This is a genomic window from Spirochaetae bacterium HGW-Spirochaetae-1, assembly GCA_002839375.1.
Taxonomy (GTDB): domain Bacteria; phylum Spirochaetota; class UBA4802; order UBA4802; family UBA5550; genus PGXY01.
Window position 1 is genome coordinate 461,379 of sequence record PGXY01000007.1, and the last position, 12,733, is coordinate 474,111.

The 12,733-nt window shown below is 49.3% G+C and carries 13 protein-coding genes; 3 read left to right on the plus strand and 10 right to left on the minus strand.

Features of this window, described 5'->3' with window-relative positions; translation table 11 throughout:
• Positions 1 to 25 precede the first annotated feature (25 nt).
• Positions 26 to 496 (minus strand): ATPase P, encoded by a 471-nt coding sequence (locus CVV44_15545; GenBank protein PKL37751.1) that lies wholly within the window; start codon positions 494 to 496, stop codon positions 26 to 28.
• 369 nt (positions 497 to 865) lie between these two features.
• Between CVV44_15545 and CVV44_15550 the strand changes: the two genes are divergently transcribed.
• Positions 866 to 2,716 carry an ABC transporter ATP-binding protein gene (locus CVV44_15550; GenBank protein ID PKL37752.1) on the plus strand — a complete coding sequence of 617 codons (1,851 nt, stop codon included), beginning with the start codon at positions 866 to 868 and terminating at the stop codon, positions 2,714 to 2,716.
• A 38-nt stretch (positions 2,717 to 2,754) separates the two neighbouring features.
• Here the strand turns inward: CVV44_15550 and CVV44_15555 are convergent, their stop codons facing one another.
• The 8 genes from CVV44_15555 to CVV44_15590 form a co-directional block, all read right to left on the minus strand.
• Positions 2,755 to 3,147 (minus strand): MerR family transcriptional regulator, encoded by a 393-nt coding sequence (locus CVV44_15555; protein PKL37753.1) that lies wholly within the window; start codon positions 3,145 to 3,147, stop codon positions 2,755 to 2,757.
• Positions 3,148 to 3,158: 11 nt separating this feature from the next.
• On the minus strand, positions 3,159 to 4,796 hold the full coding sequence (locus CVV44_15560; GenBank protein ID PKL37754.1) for an AMP-binding protein: 1,638 nt from the start codon (positions 4,794 to 4,796) through the stop codon (positions 3,159 to 3,161).
• Between the two features lie 158 nt (positions 4,797 to 4,954).
• Positions 4,955 to 5,284: a hypothetical protein gene (locus CVV44_15565; GenBank protein PKL37755.1), complete on the minus strand. Its 330-nt coding sequence runs from the start codon at positions 5,282 to 5,284 to the stop codon at positions 4,955 to 4,957.
• Positions 5,285 to 5,359: 75 nt separating this feature from the next.
• Positions 5,360 to 6,007: an XRE family transcriptional regulator gene (locus CVV44_15570; GenBank protein PKL37756.1), complete on the minus strand. Its 648-nt coding sequence runs from the start codon at positions 6,005 to 6,007 to the stop codon at positions 5,360 to 5,362.
• An 11-nt stretch (positions 6,008 to 6,018) separates the two neighbouring features.
• Positions 6,019 to 7,179 (minus strand): acyl-CoA dehydrogenase, encoded by a 1,161-nt coding sequence (locus CVV44_15575; protein PKL37757.1) that lies wholly within the window; start codon positions 7,177 to 7,179, stop codon positions 6,019 to 6,021.
• A gap of 248 nt (positions 7,180 to 7,427) precedes the next feature.
• The gene (locus CVV44_15580; protein PKL37758.1) at positions 7,428 to 8,018 is read right to left on the minus strand and encodes a hypothetical protein; all 591 of its coding nucleotides are present in this window, start codon (positions 8,016 to 8,018) and stop codon (positions 7,428 to 7,430) included.
• A 12-nt stretch (positions 8,019 to 8,030) separates the two neighbouring features.
• Positions 8,031 to 9,467: an acetyl-CoA acetyltransferase gene (locus CVV44_15585; GenBank protein PKL37759.1), complete on the minus strand. Its 1,437-nt coding sequence runs from the start codon at positions 9,465 to 9,467 to the stop codon at positions 8,031 to 8,033.
• Positions 9,468 to 9,532: 65 nt separating this feature from the next.
• Complete coding sequence (locus CVV44_15590) at positions 9,533 to 10,075, minus strand: hypothetical protein (GenBank protein ID PKL37760.1); 543 nt, start codon at positions 10,073 to 10,075, stop codon at positions 9,533 to 9,535.
• Positions 10,076 to 10,293: 218 nt separating this feature from the next.
• Here CVV44_15590 and CVV44_15595 point away from each other — a divergent pair, with 218 nt between their 5' ends.
• Together CVV44_15595 and CVV44_15600 are read left to right on the plus strand one after the other, a co-directional pair.
• Positions 10,294 to 10,815, plus strand: coding sequence for a hypothetical protein (locus CVV44_15595; GenBank protein ID PKL37761.1), 522 nt, complete (start codon positions 10,294 to 10,296; stop codon positions 10,813 to 10,815).
• Between the two features lie 85 nt (positions 10,816 to 10,900).
• Positions 10,901 to 11,713, plus strand: coding sequence for a hypothetical protein (locus CVV44_15600; protein PKL37762.1), 813 nt, complete (start codon positions 10,901 to 10,903; stop codon positions 11,711 to 11,713).
• 17 nt (positions 11,714 to 11,730) lie between these two features.
• Here the strand turns inward: CVV44_15600 and CVV44_15605 are convergent, their stop codons facing one another.
• Entirely contained in the window at positions 11,731 to 12,720 is a 990-nt protein-coding gene (locus CVV44_15605) for a hypothetical protein (GenBank protein PKL37763.1), read from the minus strand.
• Between the last annotated feature and the right edge of the window lie 13 nt (positions 12,721 to 12,733).

A 12,733-nucleotide genomic window follows, 5' to 3' on the forward strand; every position in this document is an offset into this window, starting at 1 on the left:
TAATAAATGTCTTCTGAAAACAAATTCATGACCGAAGCGTGGCCGCAAGGCGCAGGGGATTCCTGATAAGTTTCAGGGCGTCGATAATGGTATGGCACACAATATCGGCAGACAGAAGAACCTCTGCGGCCGCGCCTTCCTGTTGAATCACCGCTACGGCCAGTGCCGCCTCTTCAAGCATGATCACATCGTTACGACCGTTGCCGATACAGATGGCCGTGTCACTGCCGATTTTTCTCACGTATTGCGCCTTTGCCTCAGCCTGGTTTTCCCGCCTGATCACCGAAACTGAACAGGGAACTCCCTCGAGTTGCTTCCGTACCGTACCGAAGGTATCGGCCGTAAGCACGTGTATGGCCATATCCCTGGATATCTCGTTAAGCAGTTCTTTTACACCATCGATGAGCCCTCCGTCACAGGCGATTGTCCCGTTGTAATCCAGAACCAGGTTCTCGATGATAAGTATTTTATAGCCCGGAATCGTCAGTGTTATCATATCAGTACCTTAATTCATCGGCATTCATTTGGATATATCAATGATAATGCCATATCCTGCCTCACGTCAATTAAAATGCGATAATACGTGAATCCCGGTCAATTGCAATATATGAATTCTTGTCAAAACTTTTCTATCACCGGCATGATTTAGACAGGAAAGATACTCGGAGCTTTTTTCAATATTATTTGGAAATAAATTGTAATTGCAAAGAGAGGGACTCTATTAAAAATATCCTCATTCTAATTGCCGGATTCTTTGGTGATATTTCTCCGTGCCTCTGTGTCTCTGTGGCCCCATTATAGAAGCAGTTATCACCATAAATGAAGATAATTTGAAATTTACACAATCATACATGAGAAAACAGACATGATCAAAGTACTGAACCTTACAAAATCCTTCGGCTCCCAGGATATACTTGAGAGCGTCAGCTTTAACATAAACGAAGGGGAACGCATCGGGCTTGTGGGCCGCAACGGCCACGGCAAGACCACGATATTCCGCATGATAATCGGCGAGGAACAGCCCGACAGCGGAGAAATCGTCATTCCGAAGAATTATTCCATCGGCTATGTCACTCAGCATATAGGTTTTTCCCGCGACACGGTCCTGGACGAAGGATGCCTGGGCCTTCCGGAGCACATGAAAGACGATCACTGGCGTGTTGAAAAAATTCTCTTCGGTCTTGGCTTCGGCCCCGGTGATATGAAACGGCACCCCTCGGAGTTTTCCGGTGGTTACCAGGTACGCCTGAACCTGGCCAAGGTCCTGGCCGCCGAGCCCCACATGCTCCTCCTCGATGAGCCAACAAACTACCTTGACGTCGTATCGATCCGGTGGCTCTCTCGCTTTCTCCGCCAGTGGAAGGGTGAGCTCATCCTCATCACTCACGACCGCTCCTTCATGGACGACGTCATCACCCATGTCGTGGGCATTCACCGGAAGAAAATACGGAAGATAACCGGGACAACGGACAAGTACTACGAGCAGCTCCTGCGCGAGGAGGAAATCCACGAAAAGACACGTCTCAACGACGAGAAAAAACGCAAAGAAGTCGAACAGTTCATAACCCGGTTCAGGGCCAAGGCCCGCCTTGCCGGCCTTGTCCAGTCACGTGTGAAGGCCATGGAAAAACAGGGACGCCTGGAACGCCTGGAGAAAATAGAGTCCCTGGATTTTTCCTTCACCTATAAGCAGTACCCGGCAAAAACAGCCATGCACGTGAAAGATCTGAACTTCGCCTATGATCCCTCATCACCCCTCATACAGGACCTGAGCTTCACCGTGGGAAAAAGCGACCGCATCTGCGTCATCGGGAAAAACGGCCGCGGCAAAACCACGCTTCTGAAGCTTCTCTCGGGAGACCTCGATCCAGACCGGGGAGAAATACTGACCCATCCCGAATCGAGCAAGGGATATTACGCCCAGACCAACGCATTGAACCTCAATGAAAACATGACCATTGAAGATGAACTAATGACGGCCGGGTGCGAGCGCCAGCGGGCCCGGGACATATGCGGCGCCATGATGTTCGAGGGGGATAATGCCCTGAAAAAAATAAAGATTCTCTCGGGCGGTGAAAAGAGTCGCGTTCTCCTGGGAAAAATCCTGGCCTCGCCGTCGAACCTGCTCCTCCTGGACGAGCCAACGAACCACCTGGATATGGAATCCTGCGATGCCTTCCTGGCAGCCGTAGATGACTTCGACGGCGCCGCAATAATTGTTACCCACAATGAAATGTTCCTCAACACCCTGGCGAACCGTTTCATCGTTTTCCAGGGCGGCGGCGTCTCTCTTTTCGAAGGAACCTACCAGAGCTTTCTGCAGAAAATCGGCTGGGAAGACGAAGTCGATACTTTCAAAAAAGAACAGCTTTCCTCAACAGAAGTAGCGGCGGAACCCGTGAACAAAAAGGAACTGCGGAAACTCCGGGCCGCCATTCTGACGCGCCGCACGAAGGAACTGAAACCCCTGGAGGAGCGCTCAGCGGCCATTGAAAAGGAACTCATGAAACTGGAAGCGACACAGAAGGAAATAAATGAAGCGATAATTACCGCCTCGGCCACGGGCAGCGGCCAGGAGATACAGCGGCTGTCGAAAGAACTGCATAACGTACAATCCGGTATTGAGTCCCTTTACGACGAATACGCCCGCATCACCGATTCCATCGACGAGAAAGGCAAACAGTTCGACCGGGAACTGGAGGAACTGGGAGAATAACAATCGCAGGGGCACGGCATGCCGTGCCCCTGCGATTGTTATTCATCCTTCATTTTATTGGCAATCCTCTCCTGGTACTCCGTGATCTCGTTGCGGAGAATCGTAAGATCGGTGATACGGTCATCGAGTTTTACCAGGTGGCTTGTCAGGAGCTCAAGGAGCCTGGCCAGCACCACACTGTTAGACTTCTGTATAGACCACATGGCCTCGAGCTCCTGCATCTCCGAAAGGTTGAGTCCCAGTATCTTCAGGCGTTTTATCAGCTTCAGGCGGCGCAGGTCATCGGTTGTATAAACACGCTTGCCTCCCTCTATCCGCCTCACCGAATTGAGAAGACCGATCTCCTCGTAATAGCGGATAGTCCGCTGGCTCATTTCCAGTTTGCCCGCTATCTCCCCTATTGAAAGATACTGATCGTCATTTTCCATCATTCACCTTTCCTTCAGTTATACTTGCCCTGAAACATTTCCCGCAGCTTGTACTTCTGGACCTTGCCGCTGGCCGTCATGGGATACTCCGCGACAAATTCCCAGTACCGGGGAATCTTGTGCCGGGCGATCTTCCCCGTGCAGAAATCAACAAACTCATCGGCCGTGGCCGTCTCGCCGTCTTTCAGCCTGATCGCGGCCAGAACCTGTTCGCCATATTTCCGGTCCGGTATACCCACAACCTGTACATCGCTGACCTTGGGATTCTTATAGAGAAATTCCTCGATTTCACGGGGATAGATATTTTCCCCGCCTCGGATGATCATGTCCTTGATTCGGCCCGTTATCCGGTAATAGCCTTTTTCATCCACGGTTCCCAGGTCGCCGGTGTGGAGCCACCCATCCCTGTCGATAGCGGCAGCCGTGGCTTCCTCCATTTTATAATAGCCCTTCATGACACAATCGCTGCGCGTGACGATTTCGCCCTGTATTCCCGGACCTGCATCATCTCCCGTCTCGGGATCAATGATCTTTCCCTCAATATCGGCAAGTAATGTTCCCACGGTGGCAACGCGCAGGTCAACGGGATCATCGCGCCGCGTCATGGTCATGACCGGCGAAGACTCGGTCTGCCCGAAAGCGATGACTACCTCGGGACAATGCATTTTTGTCCTCACCTGGTTCATGACCTCTACAGGACAGGGCGCCCCGGCCATAATTCCCGTGCGCAGAGAAGACATATCATATTTTTCAAAATCGGCATGATTCACGATGGCGATAAACATGGTGGGCACGCCGTTAATCGCCGTGCATCTCTCACCGTCAATGGCCTTCAGGGCGAGCAGGGGATCAAAGTTCTCCAGTACAACCATGGCCGCCCCGTGCACCACGCTGTTCAGCGTGCTCATGACACAGCCGAAACAATGGAACAGGGGCACCTGGATAAGGAGACGGTCCTTTTCAGTCAATCCCATCACATCCCCCACCATGCGCGCATTGTTGACAATGTTATAATGAGAGAGCATGACTCCCTTGGGAAATCCCGTGGTGCCCGAGGTATACTGCATGTTGATGACGTCACGGCTGTCCAGGCATCCTTCCCTGGCGGTCAGTTCCTCATCACTGACAACTTCCCCCAGACGCAGCAGGTCCTGAAAACTGAACATCCCCGGCGTTTCCTTTCTTTTCCCGATGTAAACCACGTTTCTCATAAAAGGAAGCGCGTCCGATTTAATGTCTCCAGGTTTCACGTTGTCCATGTTTCCAACGACCTGGCGGGTCACTTCATAGTAGTTGGTATCGCGGTATTCCTCGATGATGACCAGGGTGGTGGAATCGGACTGCTTCAGTATATATTCCAGCTCATGGCTTTTATAGTTTGTATTTACCGTGACAAGGACAGCTCCCGTCATGGCGAGACCGAACTGCAGGTAGGCCCACTGAGGAACATTGGTGGTCCATACCGATACATGGTCCCCTTTTTTTACTCCCAGTGCCATAAAGCCCCGGGCCGTTTTCCTGCACATTGCATGGAACTCGGCATAATTCTGACGGATTCCCGATTCAGGACAAACCAGGGCTTCGCGTTCCCCAAAAGCCTGCGCTGTTTCTTTTAATGCATCACCAATAGTTTTATCGACAAAATCTGACATTTGCATATATTCCTCCCCGATAATTATAGCCAGTTGACGTGAAGTGGAATATTCAACACTTAACGTTAACTGGCAAACACATAGATTGAGGGGGAACTTATGTCAAGAAAATAATCACTGTTCATTCGGGTAAATAGGAATTACCATCGTGGCTTGTATCAGGGGATATTGAATTCTTTTTTCCAGTCTTTATATATGCGCAGGCATTCATCGATATGGTCCTCATACCGCACGTTCATGTATTTAACCATTCTTTTCAGGACATCTTCAAGGCGCTTCAGGCGTTCTTCCGCCGGGCATAAGGAAACATCCTTGAGGGACTTCAGACCGTCCCGAATACCGTCGGCCAGGGCCCGCCTGATGAATCCCCTCACCGTGGTAATTTTCATCCCTATAACATGAGAAAAATAAACGGCAAAACGTTCCAGAAGAATTTTCTGCTCCTCGGTTCCGATTGTATCACGGACCAGGTTTCCCATGTGCAGCATATTAATTTTCCTCCATGAAAATTACGAATCGGCGGGCATCGGGCACTGCCATGTCTCCTGCCCGCCTAAGGCTGATTATCCTTCGTAAACAACGGCAAGAAGCACGGCATCCCTGTCTTCCATGGCATTGCTGACCCGGTGAGGCATATCGGAAAGATAATATATGCTGTCACCGGTCTCAAGCCGTTCCTCGCGGTTTCCCAGTGTGATGATTATGGTCCCTTCCAGAACCATGATGAACTCTTCACCGTCGTGGCTCGAAAGTTCGCTGCTCACGCTCTTCCCCGTGAGAGTAACTATGAAAGAATTCATGTGTCTGTCCCTGACTCCGCTTGCCAGTGACTGGTAGTTATAATCAGGATGATCCTTCGTTCCGGAAATATGCCGGGCAATATCCCTGCGTTCCTTTTTTCTGACCACGGAATAGCTGTAGCCCGATTTATCACCCAGCAGGAGAGCCATGGCGATCCGGAGTGCCTTTGAAAGACGGATAACCGTCTCAATATTGGGATACGCGCTCTGACCCTCAATCTTCCTGAGCAGATCGACATCAATTCCCGCCATCCTGGCCAGTTCCTCGGGCTTCATTCCCTGCAGTTCCCGCAGTTCTTTCAACCGTTTTCCAAGGGGTACCCTCTCTTCATCCTTTTCCATTCCCTGGTAGTAGCCGGAAAGATCGTGAAGAAAATCGTCGTATTCAGCGCTTTTAACTTTTGATTTCATATCTTCCCCCGCTATTTCGTATCGTAGCAGCCTATCTGCCGCGAGATGACAACACGCTGTATCTCCGATGTTCCCTCGCCTATCGTCAGCAGTTTCTGGTCACGGTAGAAACGTTCAATGTTGTATTCTTTCATGAGTCCGTATCCGCCGTGCAGTTGCACCGCTTCATCCACGACCCTGCCCATTACCTCGGAGCAATAGAGTTTAGCCATGGCAGCCTCTTTTCCAAAAGGCTTTTTAGCGTCGCGAAGCTTGCATGCCTTGTATAGAAGGTTCCGCGCCGCTTCGATTTCCATAGCCATATTGGCCAGCTTGAAGGCATTTACCTGGAAGGTGGATATGGGCACGCCGAACTGTTTTCTTTCTTTTGCGTACTTGAGTGCCAGTTCATAGGCACCCTGGGCTCCCCCGAGTCCCATGGCCGCAATGGCAAGCCTGCCGTTATCCAGTGTTGAAAGCATCTGGTGAAAACCCTCGCCCCGCTTGCCCAGGATATTTTTTTCCGGTACGCGGCAGTCGTCGAAAAACAGCTCACCCGTATCGGACGAACGCCACATCATCTTTTTATGCATTTTATTCGCCGTAAACCCCGACGTTCCATTTGGCACCAGAATACACGATACTTCATTCCGGCCTTCCTTCGATTTGCCAGTCACGGCCTGCACCGTACACACACCGGCCATCTTTGACGTGGAGTTGGTTATGAATATTTTGCTGCCGTTTATGACCCAGGAGCCATCCTTTATCTCAGCTTTTGTCCTGCTCGACCCGGCATCAGAACCGGCCTCGGGCTCTGTGAGTCCGAAAGATGCCAGAATTTCGCCGGAGCAGAGCCGGGGAAGCCACTCCATCCGCTGTTCCTCATTGCCGAAATAATAGATGGGGCCGATGCCCAGGGAATTACCCGCGGCCACTGTGGCGGCCTGGGACCCGTCAACACGAGCCAGCTCCTCCACGGCTATAACATATGAAAGATAGTCCATTCCGGCACCGCCGTACTGTTCCGGCACGACAATACCGAAAAGCCCAAGATCCCCCATCTTTTTTGTCAGATCGAGGGGAAACTCTTCTTTGTCATCAATCTCCTGCGCAACAGGAGAAATCTCGTTTTCCGCGAATTCGCGGATATTATTTCTGAGCATTATCTGCTCGTCATTTAGCCAAAAATTCATGTCTACCCTCCCCAGGTATACAGACTTTTACCGGAACGTGCAGTACCGGTTTGTGTCAGCTTCACGATGCTGTGGGAGGCATCACAGACAATATTCATGCCTGTGAGCCATCCCCGTCACCGTATCAATATACTATTTCCCCCGGTTTACGTCGGGGAGTACGAAGCGGAAACCGGAAACTATTGCAATCCCTACCCCTCCAGTTTCACTTCGTGCCCCCCTCTGACAATAAACGGGACCTTAAGCAATTAAAAAGAAAAACCCTCGGGCAGTTCCTTCTCCTTCGTTCCCTCGGGAACCCAGGAAAGATCCATAATGGTATAGGTCGGATTGGTCGTCTTGAAAATCGGAACAACCCGCATTCCCATGGAAGGATCTCCCTTGGAAAGGTAACTCATGAGAATCGTCGAAACACCGTCAAACTCGATGTTGATAAACTTGATGGGTTTATCAAGAAGGTTGAAGGCCCCTGACCGCTCGCACACCATGAAGGTATGAACCTTAGCGGTCTTACGTGCCAGATCGGTCATATCGAACACCGTCATGCGTTCCAGGCAATCGGGACAGCATATCCTGAACGGCTGGTAGATGGTTCCGGTGTATTCACATTTTTTGTTATCGCAGCGGGTCGCCATAAGCTTCCCCTTGCCCAACGACTCAAAAAATATGGCTTCCCCGCCGTAAGAATGAATGTAAGTCATATTACGGGGATTGGTAATACCCATAAGCTTCCATCCATCATCGGCATTTTTGATAGGGGTATTGGCTTCCAGATGATGAAAATCACCCTTTATTTTGTATTGATTGTTTTTTACGTGTACTTGTGCAAACATGCTCATAGCTGGTTCTCCTTACGCGTCTTTTTTCAAAAGATGATCGGGATCCATAAGTATCGTTGCCGTTACATGTGATCCCACACCGGCGTGGCTGATTGCCAGCGCCCTCTTGGCACCTTCGACCTGGAGATTGGTCCAGTCTTTCGGTTTTTCCCTGTTGAATTCCTTCCACCGCTTTTCGTCGCTGTGAATCTCTCCCCAGCGGTTCCATAGATGGGTGGCTATCTCGAAAACCTGCATGATGCCCGTGGCGCCCACGGCGTGCATGCACCCGATCAGGCCGCCGGAAAGATTTGAAGGCAATTTTCCGGGTTTACCCGTATGCGGGTTTATATGATAGCAATCGCCCGATTCAACATAGGTCCGCCCTTCACCATAGGGTCTTATTCCCACATCCTCATATGTCTGCACATCACTGATGGTGAAGGCGTCATGCAGTTCGATTACGTCGAGGTCCTCGGTGGGATCCTTGATACCGACCTGGTTGTAGGCGTAATAGGCTGCCATCCTGGCCGCGAGGAAACCGGTAAAACCGGGATAACGCTCTCCACCGGGGAATCTTTTGCCTAAATCCTTGTACTGATCAGCTGTTTCGTTGGGAAGCAGTGGAATCTCCATGTCCCTTCTGTCGGCAGGTCTTAAACTATGCGATCCGGCGGTCACCCAGATACGAAGCGGCTTATGCGGTGAGTTTTTCGTCAGCTTCATTGCCGTTTCTTCATCGCATAATATTGCGCAGGCGGCTCCGACGCTCATAACGCAGGCGTCCAGGGCCCTGAGAGGATCGGCCACAACGGGCGAGTTCAGAACATCATCAACAGTGATTTTCATAGGAGCCTGAGCAAAGGGATTAAACCGCGCATACCCGTGATGTTTCACCGATATTTCCGCCAGGGTTTTTCTGAAGGATGCCTCCTCCTTGCCGAAAACCTTCCAGTACTTTTGTGCCATTACGGCGTAGTATCCCGTATAAATATGTCCCAGGGGAGATTCCCAGTCTTTGTCAGCGGCACATGAGATGAGAAAATTTCCCTCATCGGTGGGAACCTCGTCCATACGCTCCCAACCCATGGTAAGGACACAGTCGGAATATCCCGAAGCAACGGCCTTCACTCCCTCCCAGAGAGTGGAGCCTCCCGTGGCGCCGCCGGTCTTAACACCGATATTGCCCAGTGGATCAAGACCGAGACGGTCATGTATAACCGACTCACCGAGCAGCTGATCGCCGAAATGGTCGGCAAAATGTCCATAATAACATGTATGAATGTACTTCTTCAATTCAGCCGGCGACATGTCTATCATCTTCGCTGCCATGACAAGAGCATCCACGCAGAGCTCTTCTGTTCTTTTGTCCGGCATTGCCCGGTCGAATTTACTCTGTCCAGCCGTGACCAGGTATACCGGTCTCAGCAGTTTTGGTATTTTCAGCTGTTTTTCACTGAAAGTTATCATACCCGCAACCTCCCTAAGTTGTTTTACCCAAAAAATTTTTTATAGTAGCATTTTATTATGTGCTGTTAAAAAGTCCCCAGCCAGAAGGCAATGGCCCTCACAGCGGTATTGTTCACTATCATCTGTTCATCAGGCTTGGTCCAGTAATGAATTGAGTCGCCTTCATGCAGCTCGATGGTATCCTCACCGTATATAAGCTCTACTTCCCCTTTCAGTATGCAGAGTATCTCCTGGCTGCTCTTGACCCCCTTCCGGGCCGGAATGGACTTGTCCGGTTCAACCACCAGTATGGCCGTATCGATAATGGACCGGTTCTCCGGCGGGAAAAAACGCTGCGTGGCAAATCCTGAATGGGGAAGATCCACGTTTTCCCATTCACTTTTCCGAATGAGCGACCATGCCTTCTGTTTTTCCACCTGGTTCATAACGTCGCTGGCGCTTATACCGATAGCAGCGCATATGTTCATGAGTGTATCCACCGACGGTGAATTGACATTATTCTCTATCTGGCTTAAAAAGCCCTCGGAAATGCCCGCTTTTTCCGCAATCACCTTCATGGTGAGCTTTTTATCTTTCCGGTATCTTCTTATTACAGAGCCTAAATTCATATTCCTTCTTCTGCCTGTGTGGTTAATTGCGCTGTTATTTATAAATATTTACTATTTATATTTATTTATTATATGTAAATATTTACTATTTATTAACATTTATTATTGATTAAAAATGTCAAGTATTTTTTCCAGTAATCTTAATATAGAGCCAATTTCCATGATAAGTCGGACCAGATTGAGTTTTTTTATTGACTTTATAATTTAATTATAAAGAAATGTTTGTTATCAGACATAATATATATAAAATTGAGTTTCAATTTTATATACAAATTAAATTGGAGGATTTTATGAAAAAGTCTTTTCTCATCTTCCTGGCAGTTGTAATGACTGTCACAATGTTTGCCGGATGCAAAACGATGGAAAAATCATATCCCGGCACAGCACTTGTACCCCAGCCAGCTGATTACAAAATATCAGGTGAAGTGACCGGTAAAGGTGAAACAATAGTTATTCTCGGCTTTATCACCATTGGCAAAAGAGAGTTTGGCCACACATACCAGTGGGCCGCCGCTAATCCGCTGGCTTTCCTGGGCTTCCTTTCATCCTTTTCCGGACGCAGCATTGCGGAATCAAATGCGATGTATGACGCCCTGGGAAAAATGAAAGGAGCCGACAAGGTTATCGAGCCCAAATGGGAAGTTCAGTCAACAGGAATTCCCATTCTCTTCACGAAATACAGTGTAACCGTGACGGCAAAAGCAATTACCTTCACGGGCCCCAGCCAATATGGCAGATAAAAACATTACGTAATGATACACCATAGGAGGGGTGGTGCACACATGCAGCCACCCCTCTTCATTTCAGCACGGTACAGGAGAACCCATGAAAAGAATAATGACCGCGGCAATCCTTGTAATACTGGCCCTGTCGGCCGGATGCTCACCCCAGTATTACCTGAAAAAAAACAAGGATACTCTCGGCAAGAATGATATCCTTATTCTCGGTCCGCTTTTTCTATCCGACATATTTTCCCCGGAAAACGACGAGGACATATTCAACCGCAACCTTTACGTGGGAGCCATTACCTTTTCCGGTGGAATTGTCACTAATGAAAAAATGGGCATGACGCGGCAGTCGGAAAAACGCACATTCGAGAAACAACAGGAGTTTCGCGACACCGTAAGGAAATTTTATCTCAATACACTCAAAGAAATCGTTCAGGATAAAAAAGTGCGGGCACAATTCATAGAATCGCCGTCACAGCTCGGCCTGGAAGAAAAAAACATCATCGATCTTAGCGTAGAAAAGGACCGTCGCCGTTATGAAGAAGACGGTCAGGACAACATCAACCTGCCGCGGAGCATTTTCTCCATCGGTCCCCTTTCAACCTCCGTGACCGATGCGGTTAAAAAAATTTCACGGGCAGACACGATTGTCATTCCCGTTATCGAATATTATTACGGCCACGACGGTGGCTGGTTCAACGACCAGGAATGGGGATGTGGAGCCGGGGCCCGCATGTCCTTTCACCTATACGCCTTCAATGTAGAAACGGGCAATGTGATCTTCACTTTCAGGAACGTGGAAAAAAACATCATCAAATTCCATTACCAGATGAGCCACCTCGAAATGTCTAAGGAACTGTACAAACTTGAGATAGAGATGGCGAAAAAACTTCGAAAGGTTTTTCCCTGACCGACGCCTGCAGTTCATTATTCGCTGATCCTACAGATCCGGAAGCCAAGACCGTCCTCACCGTAGGCCGGTCCGGCGCATTCGCGGTATGACGTAAGCAATGACTTGAGCAGATCACTGTAAGTCACTGAGGCATCGAAGGGAAGATGATAAAAGGCGCCTCCCCTGATCGACCTGGATGAACCGGTATCAGGCCCCTGGGGATCGGTCACACTTTCGGTGGTCCAGTCTTCCTTCCAATCCCAGCACCATTCCATGACATTGCCCGTCATGTCGTAAAGCCCCAGGCTATTTTGATTTTTTTTGCCCACTTCATGAGTGTAGCCCCCGGAATTCCCACTATACCAGCAATAATCTCCCAGAGCCTGGCTGCCATCCACATATCCGCTGAATTCATCTCCCTGCGATGTCCCGCCATTCCGCGCTGCGTATTCCCACTCGGCCCCGGTAAGAAGTCGGTACCCATCAGCATTCCAGTTTACACAGTCATTGGAAATATCCCGGTCATAATCCTCCTCTTCTTCATAATAATCATCATCCTCATCGTAGGCATATATGGATGCATCCCGGAATATCTTATCCTGCAAAGCACTGGTATAGTAACAGGGAGTCAGTCCTTCATTTTCTGAAAGAGCGTTGCACCAGGCAATGCAGTCCCGCCATGTGATATAGGTAACGGGATGATCATCGTTGGCATGGTCACTGTCGCTTCCCTGGTAGCCCGATGAATAGAACCCATAATCATGATCGCCTGCCCAGTTTTTAATAGTCATCCACTGGTAGTAAGTAATCTCATATTTCCCTACATGGAGATTCTTTGTGAGAGTAACCGTTCTCAGAATGTCCTCAACGCCCGTATACCCTTCTGTGAAAGAACCGCCTGCCGCAACTACCGTCTCCAAACTGATTTTTCCCGCATCATAAAGATCATTTTTTCCACAGGAAAGCAATGCCAGCATGAGAACAAATACCGTCCCTGTTGAACCGATCCATTTTACATTCAGCATCAACTACACCTTT